The sequence below is a fragment of the Streptomyces sp. XY006 genome, from assembly GCF_002237655.1.
Lineage (GTDB): Bacteria > Actinomycetota > Actinomycetes > Streptomycetales > Streptomycetaceae > Streptomyces > Streptomyces levis.
The window spans coordinates 68,665-84,113 of sequence record NZ_NOKT01000015.1 but is presented as its reverse complement, the minus strand read 5'-3'; the positions used below and the strand labels follow the sequence as shown (position 1 = coordinate 84,113).

At 70.5% G+C, this 15,449-nt stretch carries 17 protein-coding genes; 8 read left to right on the top strand and 9 right to left on the bottom strand.

Features of this window, described 5'->3' with window-relative positions; translation table 11 throughout:
- Positions 1-100 precede the first annotated feature (100 nt).
- The 4 genes from CHR28_RS18935 to CHR28_RS18920 all read right to left on the bottom strand — a co-directional run bounded on the left by CHR28_RS18935 (position 101) and on the right by CHR28_RS18920 (position 2,354).
- Positions 101-535 carry an SsgA family sporulation/cell division regulator gene (locus CHR28_RS18935; protein ID WP_094054832.1) on the bottom strand — a complete coding sequence of 145 codons (435 nt, stop codon included), beginning with the start codon at positions 533-535 and terminating at the stop codon, positions 101-103.
- 99 nt (positions 536-634) lie between these two features.
- The gene (locus CHR28_RS18930) at positions 635-1,348 is read right to left on the bottom strand and encodes an IclR family transcriptional regulator (RefSeq protein ID WP_094054831.1); all 714 of its coding nucleotides are present in this window, start codon (positions 1,346-1,348) and stop codon (positions 635-637) included.
- A 320-nt stretch (positions 1,349-1,668) separates the two neighbouring features.
- Positions 1,669-1,881 (bottom strand): DUF5326 family protein, encoded by a 213-nt coding sequence (locus CHR28_RS18925; protein WP_094054830.1) that lies wholly within the window; start codon positions 1,879-1,881, stop codon positions 1,669-1,671.
- A 155-nt stretch (positions 1,882-2,036) separates the two neighbouring features.
- Entirely contained in the window at positions 2,037-2,354 is a 318-nt protein-coding gene (locus tag CHR28_RS18920; protein WP_094054829.1) for a cupin domain-containing protein, read from the bottom strand.
- A gap of 60 nt (positions 2,355-2,414) precedes the next feature.
- On the opposite strand from CHR28_RS18920, the gene CHR28_RS18915 reads away from it, so the two are divergent.
- The 5 genes from CHR28_RS18915 to CHR28_RS18895 all read left to right on the top strand — a co-directional run bounded on the left by CHR28_RS18915 (position 2,415) and on the right by CHR28_RS18895 (position 6,147).
- Positions 2,415-2,792, top strand: coding sequence for a phage holin family protein (locus CHR28_RS18915; protein ID WP_094054828.1), 378 nt, complete (start codon positions 2,415-2,417; stop codon positions 2,790-2,792).
- A 6-nt stretch (positions 2,793-2,798) separates the two neighbouring features.
- A complete protein-coding gene (locus CHR28_RS18910) occupies positions 2,799-3,290 on the top strand; it encodes a low molecular weight protein-tyrosine-phosphatase (RefSeq protein WP_094054827.1) in 492 nt (163 codons plus the stop codon).
- The gene (locus tag CHR28_RS18905; protein WP_094054826.1) at positions 3,287-4,471 is read left to right on the top strand and encodes a cystathionine gamma-lyase; all 1,185 of its coding nucleotides are present in this window, start codon (positions 3,287-3,289) and stop codon (positions 4,469-4,471) included. The genes CHR28_RS18910 and CHR28_RS18905 overlap by 4 nt, the downstream gene beginning before the upstream one ends.
- Before the next feature lie 197 nt (positions 4,472-4,668).
- Positions 4,669-5,574, top strand: coding sequence for a LysR family transcriptional regulator (locus tag CHR28_RS18900; RefSeq protein WP_094054825.1), 906 nt, complete (start codon positions 4,669-4,671; stop codon positions 5,572-5,574).
- Positions 5,575-5,664: 90 nt separating this feature from the next.
- The gene (locus CHR28_RS18895) at positions 5,665-6,147 is read left to right on the top strand and encodes an NUDIX domain-containing protein (protein ID WP_094054824.1); all 483 of its coding nucleotides are present in this window, start codon (positions 5,665-5,667) and stop codon (positions 6,145-6,147) included.
- Positions 6,148-6,160: 13 nt separating this feature from the next.
- Here CHR28_RS18895 and CHR28_RS18890 read toward each other — a convergent pair whose 3' ends face one another.
- Complete coding sequence (locus tag CHR28_RS18890) at positions 6,161-7,693, bottom strand: globin domain-containing protein (protein WP_256984299.1); 1,533 nt, start codon at positions 7,691-7,693, stop codon at positions 6,161-6,163.
- A 593-nt stretch (positions 7,694-8,286) separates the two neighbouring features.
- Here CHR28_RS18890 and CHR28_RS18885 point away from each other — a divergent pair.
- Positions 8,287-9,153 (top strand): GNAT family N-acetyltransferase, encoded by an 867-nt coding sequence (locus CHR28_RS18885; protein ID WP_094054927.1) that lies wholly within the window; start codon positions 8,287-8,289, stop codon positions 9,151-9,153.
- Positions 9,154-9,303: 150 nt separating this feature from the next.
- Here the strand turns inward: CHR28_RS18885 and CHR28_RS18880 are convergent, their stop codons facing one another.
- Entirely contained in the window at positions 9,304-9,726 is a 423-nt protein-coding gene (locus CHR28_RS18880; RefSeq protein WP_094054822.1) for a GlcG/HbpS family heme-binding protein, read from the bottom strand.
- Positions 9,727-9,800: 74 nt separating this feature from the next.
- Complete coding sequence (locus CHR28_RS18875; RefSeq protein ID WP_094054821.1) at positions 9,801-11,009, bottom strand: MFS transporter; 1,209 nt, start codon at positions 11,007-11,009, stop codon at positions 9,801-9,803.
- A 142-nt stretch (positions 11,010-11,151) separates the two neighbouring features.
- On the opposite strand from CHR28_RS18875, the gene CHR28_RS18870 reads away from it, so the two are divergent.
- Together CHR28_RS18870 and CHR28_RS18865 are read left to right on the top strand one after the other, a co-directional pair.
- Positions 11,152-11,616 (top strand): MarR family winged helix-turn-helix transcriptional regulator, encoded by a 465-nt coding sequence (locus tag CHR28_RS18870; protein WP_094054820.1) that lies wholly within the window; start codon positions 11,152-11,154, stop codon positions 11,614-11,616.
- A 32-nt stretch (positions 11,617-11,648) separates the two neighbouring features.
- Positions 11,649-12,101: a GNAT family N-acetyltransferase gene (locus CHR28_RS18865; protein ID WP_094054819.1), complete on the top strand. Its 453-nt coding sequence runs from the start codon at positions 11,649-11,651 to the stop codon at positions 12,099-12,101.
- A gap of 125 nt (positions 12,102-12,226) precedes the next feature.
- Here the strand turns inward: CHR28_RS18865 and CHR28_RS18860 are convergent, their stop codons facing one another.
- Together CHR28_RS18860 and dnaB are read right to left on the bottom strand one after the other, a co-directional pair.
- Positions 12,227-13,612 (bottom strand): serine hydrolase domain-containing protein, encoded by a 1,386-nt coding sequence (locus CHR28_RS18860; RefSeq protein WP_094054818.1) that lies wholly within the window; start codon positions 13,610-13,612, stop codon positions 12,227-12,229.
- A gap of 59 nt (positions 13,613-13,671) precedes the next feature.
- Positions 13,672-15,153 (bottom strand): replicative DNA helicase, encoded by a 1,482-nt coding sequence (gene dnaB, locus CHR28_RS18855; RefSeq protein ID WP_094054817.1) that lies wholly within the window; start codon positions 15,151-15,153, stop codon positions 13,672-13,674.
- Positions 15,154-15,449 lie beyond the last annotated feature (296 nt).

Genomic DNA, 15,449 nt, shown 5'->3' with positions numbered 1-15,449 from the left:
AGAAGGGCGCGGAAGGACGCGCAGGGGCACGGAGAAGCGTTCCTGCACAGCTCGGCGGCATCCGGTGAAGCGTTCCTCCACCGGGCCGCCGGCTGAGGTCTCACCCGGCGCCCTGCTCAGCGAGGATGCGGTCGAGGGCCTCGTCGAGATGCGCGTCGAAGTCGGCGAGCGAACCCTCCTGGCCCAGCGGGACCAGCTTGTCCGTGCGGTCGAGGAACGCGACCAGCGGTGCCGTGGACGACCGGAACAGCGCCTGGTCGGTGCCCACCTGAAGGCGGATCAGCACCTCGCCCAGCGCGTCCGGTTCGACCGGTGTGACCCGCACATCGCCCTCGCCGCACGGCCGGCCCACGCCGTCGATCAGCAGCTCCCGGCCGAAAGCCCAGGTCACCGGGGCATCACCGGGCAAGTGAAAGGTCAGCCGCACGGCATAGGGATCACTGGTCTCATAGCGCAGCTCCACCGGGATGCGGAAGGAGAGCTCCTCGGACACGAGAAAGCTCATCATGACCTCTGCTTGTACGGACTCGCGCATCGCTAACCCCGTCATTCGCCGTCGACTGGCCGGGTACGAACCTCTGACATCAGATGGAATCTTGCTGAACGTACACAGCAGATCACAAGGAGTGAGTTTTCACATACTGATAGAGAGCGCGAGCGACCCGAGCAGCCGTCCGATCTCGTGCTGCAACTGCCGGGCCGCGGGCAGCAGACGATCCGACTGGTGAGCGGGCAGGGAGATGGCCACCGTCGCGGCGGTGGTGCCCAGCGTCAGCGGAATCGCCGCGCACACCGCGCCCAGCGCGTACTCCTGACGTTCGATCACCGGTTCCATGCGGCGGATCCGCTCCAGGCGTCTGAGCAGAGCGTGGTCGTCCCGCACCGTGTAGGGCGTCAGGGGCTGCACCGGGTAGCGGTCGAGGTGGTCGCGGCGGGACGCCTCGTCCAGCTGGGACAGCAGGCACTGCCCGATGGCGTGCGCGTGCCCCGTCTCCCGGAAGCCGGCCCACTCCTCGACCGCCGGGTTGCCGGGGGTGTCGGAGACGCACATGACCTCGATCTCGCCCTCGCGGTAGACCGCGTAGTACACGGGGACGCCGAGCGCGTCCCGCCAGCGCGCGAGGGCGTCGACGACCGTGCTGCGACGTTTCTGCCGCGCTCCGCTGCTGCTCAGCAGCTCGGCCGCCTCACCGAGGAAGAACAGGCCCTTGTCCCGGCGCAGGTAGCCCTCGTGCACGAGGGTGCGCAGCAGGTGGTACGTCGTCGGCAGCGCCAGCCCGGTCTCGCGGGCCAGTTGCTTGGCGGGGGCGCCGTACTCGTGCCGGGCGACGGTCTCCAGCAGGCGCATCGCGCGCTGCACGGAACCGATGAGGGTTGCCGGCGGAGAGGGGGGCGGGGGTGCCGAACGGGGTTGGGCGGGCACGGTGTGGAGGTGGACAGGGGCGGTGTCAGCCGGGACCAAGGGTCACTCCCGAGGCGCGAGGGGGCAGCCCGTGCGGAGGAACACGGGTGGGGATGTACGCCGCTCGCGGGGAAGTCCCCGCGTCGAGTTCCGGACTCTATTCGTCTGCCACCGCACGCAGACGGCCCGGACGGGAAACTTCCCCCGGCCGAGGGAACCGGCGATTCCAGGCGTTTCCTGTTACCCCCACCGGTTTCCCACCGGTCTCACCAGTCGCTGCGTGACGAGGACCCGGCCGTGAACTTCCGTACGACGTAGATGAGTCCGCCGACCAGTGCCACGAAGACCAGCAGCTTGAAGAGCAGTCCGATGACGAAGCCCACCACGCTGGCGATCAGTCCCCCGAACACGACGAGGGCGATGACCGGCACCGCGATCCACTTCACCCACCACGGCAGTCCCGTGAAGATCTCTCGCATCGCCCTCGTCCTTACCTCTCCGCCCGTTCGAGTGCCGGGTCCTGTCGGTCCTTGATGTCCTGCACCCGATGCTAGGTCCGGGACGGGGTGCCACGGGGGCCTCGCACCCCTTGTCCTCCCCTGACCGAACCCCTAGGGAACCCGGGGTCGGTCCCTCAGCTCTCCGGCGGAGAGAAGACCACCAGCACCCTCAGGTCCTCGGTGATGTGGTGGAACTTGTGGGCGACACCGGCCGGCACGTAGACCACGCTGCCGCGCGCCACCTGGGTCGTCTCCATGCCCACGGTGATCGCGGCCCGCCCGCTCACAACGAAGTAGACCTCGTCCTGATGGTGCGGTTTCTGTGGATCCTGGGCGCCCGCGTCCAGGGCGTACAGGCCGACCGACATGTTCTTCTCGCGGAGGAACTGCAGGTAGGCGCCGTCGTGGGCGGCGCGCTCCGCCTCCAGTTCGTCCAGCCGGAATGCCTTCATCGCCTTGTCCGCCCCTGCCTCTTGTGCCCGTGTCCGATCAGGTCTGCCACGATCAGACACATGAAGAATTTCGTAGTCAAGACGATCGCCAACGCGGGTGCCCTGGCGGTCGCCGTGTGGCTGCTCGACAAGATCACCCTGACCGGTGACAGCACGGGCAGGCAGGCCGGCACCCTGATAGTCGTCGCGCTGCTCTTCGGCCTGGTGAACTTCCTGGTCAAGCCGGTCGTCAAGCTCCTCAGCCTGCCGCTGCTGATCCTGACGCTGGGCCTGTTCACCCTGGTCGTCAACGCGCTGATGCTGCTGCTCACCTCGTGGCTGGCCGGTGTGCTCGACCTCAGCTTCCACGTGGAGGGCTTCTGGACGGCCGTCCTGGGCGGTCTGATCATCTCGGTCGTCTCCTGGGCGCTGCACGTCGTCCTGCCCGACGAGGACTGAGCGGCCATGACGTACCGCGTCTGTTTCGTCTGCACGGGCAACATCTGCCGCTCCCCGATGGCCGAGGTCGTCTTCCGCGCGCGGGTCGCGGAGGCCGGGCTGGACGATCGGGTCGAGGTGGACAGCGCCGGCACGGGCGGCTGGCACGAGGGCGACGGCGCCGATCCGCGCACGGTGGCCGTCCTGGAGGACCACGGCTACTCCACGAGCCACACGGCCCGGCAGTTCCAGCCGTCGTGGTTCTCCCGCCTGGACCTGGTGATCGCCCTCGACTCCGGCCACCTCGGAGCCCTGCGCCGCCTGGCGCCCACGGAGCAGGACGCGCGCAAGGTGCGGCTGCTGCGCTCCTACGACCCCGCCGCCGGCGACGACCTCGACGTGCCGGACCCGTACTACGGGGGCCCGGAGGGCTTCGAGGAGTGTCTTGAGATGGTGGAGGCGGCGAGCAGCCATCTGCTCGCCGCAGTGCGCGAGGACATGGAGGGAAGAGCGGCATGAGCGAATCCGCGACGGGTGACCAGGGCGGCACGGCGGACGGCACGGGCCGGACGGCCCCGGGTCCCGGCGACGGCACGCGCGCGGTGCGGGCGGGACTGCCCGAGGCGGTCAAGTACGAGCCCACCCTGCCCGGTCCCGTGTTCGCCGCCCACTTCCACCTGCCGGGCGAGCCGACCGGCCCCTACACCTACGGCCGGGACGAGAACCCGACCTGGACGCTGCTGGAGCGCGCCATCGGCGAGCTGGAGGCGCCCGGCCGGGACGACGCCGAGACGCTCGTCTTCGCCTCGGGCATGGCCGCGACCTCGGCGGTGCTCTTCTCCCAGCTGCGCGCCGGTGACGTGTGCGTGCTGCCCTCCGACGGCTATCAGGCGCTGCCGCTGGTCCGGGCCCAGCTGGAGGCGTTCGGCATCGAGGTGCGCACCGCGCCGACCGGCGGTGACGCCCAGCTCGACGCGCTGGACGGCGCGAAGCTGCTGTGGATCGAGACGCCGTCGAACCCGGGGCTCGACGTGTGCGACATCAGGCGGCTCGCCGAGGCCGCACACGCGCGTGGTGCGCTGGTCGCCGTCGACAACACCCTCGCGACCCCGCTCGGCCAGCGTCCGCTGGAGCTCGGCGCCGACTTCGCGGTGGCCAGTGGCACCAAGCAGCTCACCGGCCACGGCGACATCCTGCTCGGCTATGTCGTGGGCCGGGACGCCGAGGCCATGGCCGCCGTGCGCCGCTGGCGCAAGATCGTCGGAGCGATCCCCGGGCCCATGGAGGCCTGGCTGGCCCACCGTTCGATCGCGACGCTGCAGATGCGGGTCGACCGGCAGTGCGCGACGGCCCTGACGGTCGCCGAGGCGCTGCGCGCGCGGCCCGAGGTGACCGGGCTGCGCTACCCGGGGCTCCCCGAGGACCCCTCGCACAAGATCGCCGCTCAGCAGATGCGGCGCTTCGGCTGCGTGGTGTCGTTCACGCTGCCCTCGCGCGCGCGTGCCGACCGTTTCCTCGACGCCCTGCGGCTCGTGGACGACGCGACGAGCTTCGGCGGAGTGCGGTCCACGGCCGAACGGCGCGGACGCTGGGGCGGGGACGCCGTGCCGGAGGGCTTCGTCCGCCTGTCGGTCGGGGCCGAGGACCCGGACGATCTGGTGGCGGACCTGCTGCACGCCCTGGACGCGTCGGCCGCCTGACCTCCCCCGCGGACGGTCCGAGCCTCCCCCCTCGTGGCTCGGACCGTCCCCCCGGTTCTGCGCGCAAGAACCGCGCGACCAAGGCTAGTTGACTCTCTGTCAGTGTCCAATCACAGTAGCGACAGAGACCTATCGACTTATTTATAGTTGGGCGCGGCCGGGGGCCGGGAGCGGGGGCCGACGAGGGGAGAGTGTCAGTGGATCTGGCCTTGCTGCGGACCTTCGTGACCGTGCACCGGGCCGGCTCCTTCACCCGCGCCGCCGCCCTGCTCGGTCTCTCCCAGCCGGCCGTCACCTCGCAGATCAGAACCCTGGAACGGCAGCTGGGCCGCCCCCTGTTCCTGCGGCAGGCCCGGGGCGTGACCCCGACCAGCATCGGCGACGAACTCGCCCACAAGGCCGCGCCGCATCTCGACGCCCTGGTCGAGATCGCCGAGACCGGCCTCCACGACGACTCCTCCTTACGGACACTGCATCTCGCGGGGCCCCCGGAGTTCACCGCCGAACGAGCCCTGCCCGCGCTCACGGAACTCACCGGCGAGGACGGGCAGGGCTTCGCACTGCGCGCCTCCTTCGGGAACGCCGAGGAGACCCTGGAAGGGCTTTCCGCCGGACATCATGATCTGGCCATCAGCACGGCCCGTCCGCGGGGCGCCCTGCTCACGGCGACTGCGCTCTGCGACGAGGAGCACGTTCTGGTCGCCGCCCCGCGCTGGGCCGAACAGATCGGCGCCGGACAGCCGGACCGCAAGCCTGAGCCGTCCCTGGAGCAGGTGCCCGTGGTGGAGGTGCACGAGTCGCTGCCCTTCGTCTCCCGCTACTGGGCGTCCGTCTTCGACTCGCGCCCGGCCGCTCCCGGCACCGTCGTCGTCCCCGACCTGCGCGCGGTCCTCGCCTGTGCGGTCGCGGGCGCGGGTCTGGCGGTGCTGCCGCGGTATCTGTGCGCGGCCGCGCTGGAGCGGGGTGACGTCGTCGCGCTGCACGAGCCGGCGGTGCCGCCCCTGCGGACGTACTTCCTGGTGGTCCGGACCGGGACCATGGCCATGCCGCACATCGCGCGCGCCCACGACTGGCTGCAGCGGGCGGCGAGCGAGTGGTGCTGAGGGTCGCGCGCGAGGGCCCTTCACTCCGGGCACTCACCCGGTGACAAGTCGCGATGTTTCACGTGGAACCAGCCGGGCCACATTTCCCCCATGACCGTCCGACCCGTGGTCAAGCGCACCGCCCGCGCCGTTCTGCTGGACGGTGACGACCTGATCCTGATCAAGCGCACCAAGCCGGGCATCGATCCCTACTGGGTCACGCCCGGCGGCGGGGTCGAGCCCGACGATCCGACCGTCGTCCACGCCCTCCACCGTGAGGTGTACGAGGAACTCGGCGCGAAGATCACCGATGTGGTGCCCTGCTTCGTGGACACCGTGGAGCACATCGGGGAGGACGGCGGCGCGACCGGGGTGAAGGTGCAGCACTTCTTCGTCTGCCGGCTGGAGACCATGGATCCCTCTCTCCGCCACGGCCCCGAGGTCGACGAGCCCATCGGTTCGTACGAGATCGTGCGCGTGCCTTTCACCCGGGTCGGAATCGCCTCCGTGCACCTCGTTCCGCTGTCGCTGCGGCACTACCTCGACGGCAACATCGAGGGCGTTCGGGCCATGCACGCGCCGGACCTGGGCTGAGCCGGGCCGCGGCTCAGTTCCCGGCCGAGACCAGTTCCTCGACGGAGTCGTGCCGTATGCGGTCCGACGGGATGCCGCTGTCCCGCAGGGCGTCCACACCGCTGCGGATCATCCCCGGCGGGCCCGAGAGGTAGGCGTCGTACTCGTTCCACGGCCCGTAGGCCCGCACGGCGTCCGGAAGCTGCTGGTGCGCCTGCTGGTCGATGATCGCGCGGACCGAGAGCCAGGGGTGGGTCTGCTGCAGGCGGAGCATCGTGTCGATGTCGTACAGGTCGTGGTCGGTCCGGGCGCCGTAGAAGACCTCGACCGGGCGGCGCTCCCCGTGCTCGGCGACATCCTCGACCAGGGCCTTGATGGGCGCGATGCCGGTGCCGCCGCCCACACAGAGCAGGCCGCTGTCGGTGGTGTGGTCCACGGTCATGGACCCGGCGGGCGGACCGAGCCGGATGATGTCACCGGGGCGTGCGCGGTGCACCAGGGCGTTGGACACCCAGCCGGCCGGGACGGCCTTCACGTGGAACGACAGCAGACCGTCGGAGCGCGGCGCCGAGGCGAAGGAGTAGTGCCGCCAGATCCGCGGCCACCAGGGGGTCTCCACGCTGGTGTACTGCCCGGCGAGGAAGGGATACGGCTGGTCGGGGCGGACGGTGACGACCGCGATGTCCGGGGTTCTGAGCTCGTGGGTGACGACCTCGGCGTACCACCAGGCCGGGGACCGCAGCTCGTCCGCGGCCGCCGCGTCGATCATGATTTGGGAGATGGTGGTGTAGGTCCGGACCCAGGCCGCCTCCATCTCCTCGTTCCAGACCCCGGCGGCGTACTTGCTCAGCGCGCCGATGAGGCATTCGCCGACGGCCGGATAGTGCTCGGGCCGGGTGCCGTACTTGCGGTGGCCCCGGCCGAGGTTCTGGAGGTAGTCGACGAGGACGTCAGTGTTGTCGATGTGCTCGGCGGCCGTGAGCAGCGCCCGGAGCAGCCGGTCCCGCTGGGTGTCCATCGCGGCGGGGAACAGCGATCTCAGATCGGGGTGCCGGACGAACAGCAGGGCGTAGAAGTACGAGGTGACCTTGTCGGCCACGGGAGTGACCTCGGCCATGGCGCGGCGGACGAGGACGGCGTCCGGGGAGGCCGCGGGAGCGGAGGCAGCCCGGCCCTGGGACGGCGCCGGCGCGGGCCGCTGGGCGGGGACACGCGACGCGGCGGGGGGCGCCACGGCCGAGGCGGGAGGCGCCACGGCCGAGGCGGGAGGTGCCACGGCCGAGGCGAAGGGTGCCGGGGTCAGCGCTGTGGGCAGGGGACCCGACGACGCGGCCGGTGCGGGGGACGTGGGTCCGGGCGGGGGTGCCGTGCTGTCGGCCGGTGGCTGGGGCGGGGGCGTGGGCCGGCCCACCGGGCGTATCGCCGCCGGGCGACGCACTTCCGCCGGACCGGGGGCTTCCGCCGGACCGGGCTCGCTGCCCGGCTCCGGCTTGTTGCGGGGCGTGAACCAGCCGCCCCCGCCGCCGGAAGTGCCGTTGTCGGCCGACGTGGTGGTCGGAGCGTCCATGGTGTGCCTCGCCTCGAGCATCTTTCGGTCGGTCTGCGCACTTCCTTGGTCGGAAGGTGCCTGCTTTCCCCCGTTGGACGGGCCGTGTTCCCAGCCCTGTCGCGGCCAATGCGGCCACATTCAACCCGTGATCCGGCGCTGTACGGACAAGTAAGGCGAGAGTGTGACATTGCCCGCAGTACTTTCTCCGAGCTTCCCACTCGCCTGGACGGTTCTCGTCGCATTACCGGAAACGCGGGTCTTCGATCTCTCCGTCCCTTTAGGCTGCATTGCCCTGCAGTTGGCTCACACAAGACGGGTCACCCGTCCCTGACGCGAACCGGAGTCGACCCTACCGGCCCGCGCCGTGCACACAAGTCCCCCCTGCCCCCCTCACGAATGCGGGCAGCACGCGCATCATCATGCGGACCAACTGACGTGCGGAATAGTCGCATTGACCGTCCTCATCGGTCACCTGCTGTTCCCATGTGTTTCACGTGAAACGGCCGACGCGTGTTCACTCGCCCCGCATGCGACTGCAACTGGCCAAAAGCTCGTTCGTCTCTGCTGAAACAGGTGGACGCCAAGGGCTTGTGTCGGACAGCCTGGCCTGCGTGTCGACTCCTTCCCTTGCCGCTCTGCCCATCCGCCGTCTGACGCTCCGTGACCTCACCGCCTGCGCCGACTTGTCCGAGGACCGGGGGTGGCCACGGGAAGAGCACAAGTGGGGATTCCTCCTCACGGCCGGAAAGGGCTGGGGCATCGACGACCCCGACGGCGGTCTGGTGAGTGCCTGTGTCGTCACCGAGTACGGACCGCACGAACGCCCCGCTCTCGCCGCGATCGGCATGGTGCTGGTCGCCGGACGGCACGCCAGGCAGGGTGTCGGACGCCGGCTGATGCGCCACGTGATCTCCGCGATGGGCACCACGCCCCTCACCCTGCACGCGACGCCGTACGGCCGCCCGCTCTACGAGGAACTCGGCTTCAAGGTCACCGGGCGGGCGGAGATGCTGAGGGGGCACTTCACTCCCGGCGGACCGGAGCCGGAGGTCGCCACCCGTGCCGCGACCGCCGAGGACCTCTCGACGATCCTCCGACTCGACGAGCAGGTCTTCGGGACCGACCGCACGCACATCGTCACCCGACTGCCCGCCTTCGCGGACCAGTTGCGCGTGGCCGAGGAGAACGGGCGGATCGTCGGTTACGCGGCCGCCTGGCCGAACATGGACACACAGGTCATCGGTCCGCTCATCGCCCGGGACACGGCGGTGGCCCGGGCCCTCATCGCGTCTCTGGCCGCCCACACCGACCTACCGCTGCGCACCGACATCGACGTACGGCACGAGGAACTGCTCACCTGGGTGAAGGAGCGCGGCCTGGCCCCCGTCGCCTTCAACGCGGTGATGACGTACGGCATCACGGAGCTGCCCGGAGACTGGAGCCGGCGCTTCGCCCCGGTCACCGTCGCGGCGGGCTGACGGGCCTTCTCACGCCGAACGCCGGCTCCCCGGGCAACGGGGAACCGGCGTCGGCTGGGCGGGCCTGCAGGGGTCTGGCGAGGCCCCTGCTGGTCAGGCGAGGTGCCAGGTCTGTCGAGGCCCTGCACGGTCTGTCGAGGCCCTGCCCGGTCAGGCGAGGGCCTCCACGGCGGCCGTGGCGAAGGCGTGGTCCTGCTCGGGGGCCCCGCCACCGACGCCGATCGCGCCGATCAGTCGGCCGTCACGGTGCACCGGCACACCACCGGCGATGAACAGCAGCGGCCGGTCGAGCGCGGTGGGCAGCGTGTGGAAGAGGCCTCCGGGCTGTACGGCGTCGACCAGGTCGGCGGTGGGCGCGTTCAGCTGGAGCGCCGTGTAGGCCTTGCGGGTGCTGGTCTCGCCGGAGATCAGCACTGCACGGTCGTCCCGCCGGAAGGCGAGCAGATGCCCGCCCGCGTCCAGGACGGTGACGCTGACGGTGACACCCGCGGCTTCGGCGGCACGGCTCGCGGCGGCGACCAGGGCGTCGGCGTCCTGGGTGGTGAGCGGGGCGACAGCGGTGGTGGTGCTCATGGGGTGGTTCTCCTAGAGGACGTGAGGACGTCAGGACGTGGGGGGGGGGGGTGGGGTCGGGGTGGCCCGACGGCTCAGTGGTGGACGGCGGCCCGCTGCTCGGCGGAAGCGGACCCGGTGACGACGCTGCTGGGGGCACCGTCACGGCGCTCCAGGGCGGCCGAGACAACGGCCAGGAGCAGGGCGCCGGCGGCGAGGGCGGCACCGACCCAGTTGGGGGCGGTGTAACCGAGGCCCGCCGCGATCACGAGGCCGCCGAGCCAGGCGGACAGGGCGTTGCCCAGGTTGAAGGCACCGATGTTGACGGCGGAGGCCAGGGTCGGGGCGCCGTGCGCCTGGTCGAGGACCCGCTTCTGCAGCGGCGGGACGGTGGCGAAGCCCAGAGCACCGATCAGCGCGATTGTGACGGCCGACAGGACCTTGTCGTGCGCGGTGAGGGTGAACAGCGCCAGGACGACGGCCAGGGCGCCCAGGGAGACGTACAGCATGGGCATCAGGGCGCGGTCGGCGAACTTGCCGCCGATCAGGTTGCCACCGACCATGCCGAGGCCGAACAGGACCAGCAGCCAGGTGACCGAGCCGTCGGCGAAGCCGGCGACATGGGTCATCATCGGCGCGATGTAGGTGATGGCCGCGAAGACACCGCCGAAGCCGAGGACGGTCATCGCCATGGCGAGCAGCACCTGCACGTTCTTGAAGGCGGCCAGTTCGTGCCGCAGGCGCACCCCCTCCGGCTTGGGCATGTCGGGGACGAGCCGGGCGATGCCGATCAGGCCGATGACGCCGAGGGCGGCGACGATGCCGAAGGTGACGCGCCAGCCGACGGACTGCCCGACGAGCGTGCCCAGCGGGACGCCGACGACGTTGGCGACGGTCAGCCCGGTGAACATCATCGCGATGGCTCCGGCCTTCTTGTCCGGGGCGACCAGGTCGGCGGCGACGACCGAGCCGATGCCGAAGAAGGCGCCGTGGGCCAGCGAGGCGACGATCCGGCCGATCAGCATGACGCCGAAGGCGGGGGCGAGCGCCGAGAGCAGGTTGCCGGCGATGAACAGGCCCATCAGCAGCATCAGCATCCGCTTGCGGGAGACCTTGGTGCCGAGGACGGTCATCAGCGGGGCGCCGAACATGACGCCCAGCGCATAGCCGGTGACCAGATACCCGGCCGTGGGGATGGAGACCCCGTAGTCGCCCGCGACCTCGGGCAGCAAGCCCATGATCACGAACTCTGTCGTTCCGATCCCGAAGGCCCCGATCGCGAGGGCCAGAAGCGCGAGAGGCATGGAGGGGTTACCTTCCCAGAAGATTGCAGGAGCGCTTTGCGTGCGTCCACAATAGTTGCAGACGCGGGCTATATGCAAACGCCGTCTATTGCGCGGTTGCTCTATCCTGGATGTCAGCCGCCCCGGGACGGAGGAAACGCCAATGACAGCGACGGACCCCGCGCTCACCGCCCTCGCCCAGGGCTGGTGCGCCCTCTCCCTGCTGCACGGGAGGATCGAGGCCCACATCGAGCGCGCCCTGCAGGCCCAGCACGACCTCAGCGCACGGGAGTACTCCCTGCTGGACGTGCTCAGCCGGCAGCACGACGGCGACGGAGGCCATCTGCAGATGAAGCAGGTCGCCGACGCGGTCGTCCTCAGCCAGAGCGCCACCACCCGCCTGGTGACCCGCCTGGAGGACCGCGGCCTCCTGGAGCGCTATCTGTGCCCCACCGACCGGCGGGGCATCTACACGAACGTCACCGAAGCGGGCCTGAAGCTGCTGGAAGAGGCCCGGCCGACCAATGACGCGGCCCTGCGCGAGGCCCTCGACGAGGCCGCGAAGAACCCCGAGCTGGCCCCGCTGGTCCGGGTCGTCGAGACGCTGAAGGCGCCGGTGCCCGCATAACCCCGCCGGCCGCCGCTGCGTAGGGTGCGCCCATGGGAGATCTTGAGATACGCACCGCCGTCACCGACGACGTCCCGGCGATCGTGGCCATGCTCGCCGACGACCCGCTGGGCGCGCAGCGCGAGTCACCGGACGACCTCACCCCGTACGTGACCGCGCTGGAGCGGCTCAGCTCCGACCCGAACCAGCGCCTGGTCGTGGCGGTCCGCGAGGGCCGCGTCGTCGGCACGCTCCAGCTCACGTTCATCCCCGGGCTGTCCCGGCGCGGCGCGACCAGGTCGCTCATCGAGGGCGTGCGCATCCATGCCGAGGAGCGCGGCAGCGGGCTGGGGTCCCGTCTCATCGAGTGGGCGATCGACGAGTCCCGGAAGGAGGGCTGCCAGTTGGTGCAGCTGACCACGGACAAGTCCCGCACCGACGCCCACCGCTTCTACGAGCGGCTCGGTTTCACGGCCTCCCACACCGGCTTCAAGCTCCAGCTCTGACCGGTACACCGAAGCGCCCGTGTTTCACGTGAAACACGGGCGCTCTTTCGCACCTCGCTCAGTTGCTCCGGCTCAGTCGATCTCGCTCAGCGATCTCGCTCAGCGTTCTCCCTCAGCGATCTCGCTCAGCCGATCCCGCGCCAGCCTTCGGGGTCGACCCCTCCCGGCACCGGAGCCGTCTCGTCGTACGGCTGCCGCGTGAACACGAACGAGCCGAGGTCCAGATGGCTCACCGACCCGTCCGGCCTCCGTACGGCCGTGAGCAGCTCTCCGGCGTAGTACCCCTCCAGGCCGGTCCAGGTGCCGTCCCCGTTCGGACGGAAGCGCGAGCGGCGCCCGTTGCCGGACAGCGGCTCCAGCGAGGCCAGCCCGTCGGCCGTGAGCCGCAGGGCGAAGGCGTACGTCCCCCAGTACCACTGGCCCGCCAGCTCCAGTTCGGCCGGCTCGACCTCACGCATCGGCGTCCACGGGGCCGGGATGCGCGGCTCCGCCTCGGCGACGATCCGCACGAGATCGGCGGCGACGGTCGCCACCAGGGGTCCCGAGGTGCAGTTGGCCAGCACCACCGCCGCCACGTCGTCCTCCACGCCGATGCTCACATTCGCCAGGAAGCCCGGCAGGGATCCGCTGTGCCCCACGAGCAGCCGGCCGTGCCGGTGCTGGATCTGCAGGCCGAGGCCGTAGGCGTCGCCCGACATCACGTCCACGGCCTCCGCCGGTGCCGACGGAGTCCGCATCTCCCGCAGGGACTCGGGGCTCAGGACCCGCTCGTCGCCGCGCATGAGGAACGCCGCGAACCGGGCCAGGTCCCCGGTGGTCGACCAGAGTTGACCGGCGGGCGCCATACGGCCGAGGTCCTCGGCGGGCTCCGGCAACAGCACGTCGGCCCAGGTGTGCACCGCCCAGCCGCCCGCATGCGGGGCCCGCGGTCGCACGGTCGTCCGGTCCAGCCCCAGGGGTTCGAGCACTTCCCGCCGCAGTGCCTCCTCCCAGGAGGTCCCCCGTAGCTCCTCCACGAGCGCGCCCAGCAGCGTGTAGCCCGGGTTCGAGTAGTGGTGCCGCCGGCCGACGGGGTGCAGCAAGGGCTGCTCGCCGAGGACGTCGGACAGTTCCGGCCGCAGGGATCCCGAGGTGCGCTCCCACCACGGCGCGGGCGCCTCCGCCGCCAACCCCCCTGTGTGCGCGAGCAGTTCGGCGATGGTGGCCTCCCCCGCCCCCGTACCCGGCAGATGCTTCTCCAGCGGGTCGCCGAGCCCGAGCAGGCCTTCGTCGCGCAGACGCATCACCAGGACGGCGGTGAAGGTCTTGGTGATGGAACCGATCCGGTACTGCACGGTCTCGTCGGGCCCGTGCCCCTCCACCGAGGTCCGGGCCCCGTGCCATACCGCCCGGCCGTCCCGGACGACGGCCGCGACCAGCGACGGCGCCCGTCCCTCAGCCTGTGCCACGGCGATCCGGTGCAGCAGGGCGCGACGCGTGGCGGGAAGCAACTCATCCTGAGGTGTCGTCATGGGCCCAGTCCATCCGGCCCGGTCGCGGGAGTCGACCTCTTTTCACCGCGCGGCGTGGATCAGGTCTGCGCCATGTCCACGAACCGCGAGTAGTGACCCTGGAAGGCGACGGTGATGGTCGCCGTCGGGCCGTTACGGTGCTTGGCCACGATCAGGTCCGCCTCGCCCGCACGGGGCGACTCCTTCTCGTAGGCGTCCTCGCGGTGCAGCAGGATGACCATGTCGGCGTCCTGCTCGATGGAGCCGGACTCACGCAGGTCGGAGACCATCGGCTTCTTGTCCGTGCGCTGCTCGGGGCCACGGTTCAGCTGGGAGAGCGCGATGACCGGGATCTCCAGCTCCTTGGCGAGCAGCTTGAGGTTACGGGACATGTCCGAGACCTCCTGCTGACGGCTCTCGGCCCGCTTGGACCCGCCGGACTGCATCAGCTGGAGGTAGTCGATGACGACCAGGCGGAGGTCGTTGCGCTGCTTGAGGCGGCGGCACTTGGCGCGGATCTCCATCATCGACAGGTTCGGGGAGTCGTCGATGTAGAGCGGGGCGGCCGAAACGTCCGGCATCCGCCGGGCCAGGCGTGTCCAGTCCTCGTCCGTCATCGTGCCGGAGCGCATGTGGTGCAGGGCGACCCGGGCCTCGGCGGACAGCAGACGCATCGCGATCTCGTTGCGCCCCATCTCCAGCGAGAAGATCACGCTCGGCAGGTTGTTCTTGATCGAGGCGGCCCGTGCGAAGTCCAGCGCGAGCGTGGACTTGCCCATGGCGGGACGGGCCGCGATGACGATCATCTGGCCGGGGTGCAGACCGTTGGTGAGCGAGTCGAAGTCCGTGAAGCCCGTGGGCACGCCGGTCATCTCGCCGCTGCGCGAGCCGATCGCCTCGATCTCGTCGAGGGCGCCTTCCATGATGTCGCCGAGCGGCAGGTAGTCCTCGCTGGTGCGCTGCTCGGTGACGGCGTAGACCTCGGCCTGGGCGCGGTTGACGATCTCGTCGACGTCGTCGTCGGCCGCGTATCCCATCTGCGTGATCCGCGTGCCGGCCTCGACCAGGCGGCGCAGGACCGCTCGCTCGTGGACGATCTCCGCGTAGTAGGCCGCGTTGGCCGCCGTGGGCACCGTCTGGACGAGGGTGTGCAGATAGGAGGCCCCGCCGACCTTGTTGATCTCGCCGCGCTTGGTGAGCTCGGCCGCGATCGTGATCGGGTCGGCCGGCTCGCCCTTGGCGTAGACGTCGAGGACGGCCTGGTAGATCGTCTCGTGCGCCGGCTTGTAGAAGTCGTGGCCCTTGAGGATCTCGACGACGTCGGCGATGGCGTCCTTGGACAGCAGCATGCCGCCGAGGACCGACTGCTCCGCCTCGATGTCCTGCGGCGGGACCCGCTCGAACGACGTGCCCGAGCCGCTGTCCCACGCTCCGTTGTCCCGGCCGCGCTCGTGCTGTTCGTCACGGCCCCGGGGACTGTCGCCCCTGCGCCGGGAGGAGGGCAGACGATCACTGGGCCCGCTGTCGGCCCACGGGTCGTCCAAGGGCTCGGAAATGCTCACCGAGCCACCTCCTCCCGTCCGCCGCAGCAGACCTCGCCGTGCCCCTCTTTTCTACGGCACGGCACTGACAAATGAGAGGCCCAACTCCGGTTGGTCGGCGCCGGTTTTGTGGGGTTTTGAAAACCGGCGGACGGAGCGGGCGCCGGACCACCGTAGGCCCCTCGGCACCGTCAGCCAATCTGGTTATCCACAGGCCATGTGGACGACGGCCCAGATGCTGTGGAGAACTCCGTGAAACCTGTGCACGACCCGGTGGACAGGCCTGTGAACAAGCACCACCCTCTCCCGCCACTAAG

Excerpts from the sequence above, each read along its gene's own strand:
- CHR28_RS18930 (WP_094054831.1), bottom strand. The coding sequence starts at position 1,348 with ATGCGCCTGCTGGAGACCGTCGCCCGGCACGAGTACGGCGCCCCCGCC.
- CHR28_RS18865 (WP_094054819.1), top strand. The coding sequence starts at position 11,649 with ATGGGAGATCTTGAGATACGCACCGCCGTCACCGACGACGTCCCGGCG.
- CHR28_RS18860 (WP_094054818.1), bottom strand. The coding sequence starts at position 13,612 with ATGACGACACCTCAGGATGAGTTGCTTCCCGCCACGCGTCGCGCCCTG.
- CHR28_RS18880 (WP_094054822.1), bottom strand. The coding sequence starts at position 9,726 with ATGAGCACCACCACCGCTGTCGCCCCGCTCACCACCCAGGACGCCGAC.
- CHR28_RS18905 (WP_094054826.1), top strand. The coding sequence starts at position 3,287 with ATGAGCGAATCCGCGACGGGTGACCAGGGCGGCACGGCGGACGGCACG.
- CHR28_RS18890 (WP_256984299.1), bottom strand. The coding sequence starts at position 7,693 with ATGGACGCTCCGACCACCACGTCGGCCGACAACGGCACTTCCGGCGGC.
- CHR28_RS18875 (WP_094054821.1), bottom strand. The coding sequence starts at position 11,009 with ATGCCTCTCGCGCTTCTGGCCCTCGCGATCGGGGCCTTCGGGATCGGA.
- CHR28_RS18870 (WP_094054820.1), top strand. The coding sequence starts at position 11,152 with ATGACAGCGACGGACCCCGCGCTCACCGCCCTCGCCCAGGGCTGGTGC.
- CHR28_RS18935 (WP_094054832.1), bottom strand. The coding sequence starts at position 535 with ATGCGCGAGTCCGTACAAGCAGAGGTCATGATGAGCTTTCTCGTGTCC.
- CHR28_RS18910 (WP_094054827.1), top strand. The coding sequence starts at position 2,799 with ATGACGTACCGCGTCTGTTTCGTCTGCACGGGCAACATCTGCCGCTCC.
- CHR28_RS18915 (WP_094054828.1), top strand. The coding sequence starts at position 2,415 with ATGAAGAATTTCGTAGTCAAGACGATCGCCAACGCGGGTGCCCTGGCG.
- CHR28_RS18895 (WP_094054824.1), top strand. The coding sequence starts at position 5,665 with ATGACCGTCCGACCCGTGGTCAAGCGCACCGCCCGCGCCGTTCTGCTG.
- CHR28_RS18920 (WP_094054829.1), bottom strand. The coding sequence starts at position 2,354 with ATGAAGGCATTCCGGCTGGACGAACTGGAGGCGGAGCGCGCCGCCCAC.
- CHR28_RS18925 (WP_094054830.1), bottom strand. The coding sequence starts at position 1,881 with ATGCGAGAGATCTTCACGGGACTGCCGTGGTGGGTGAAGTGGATCGCG.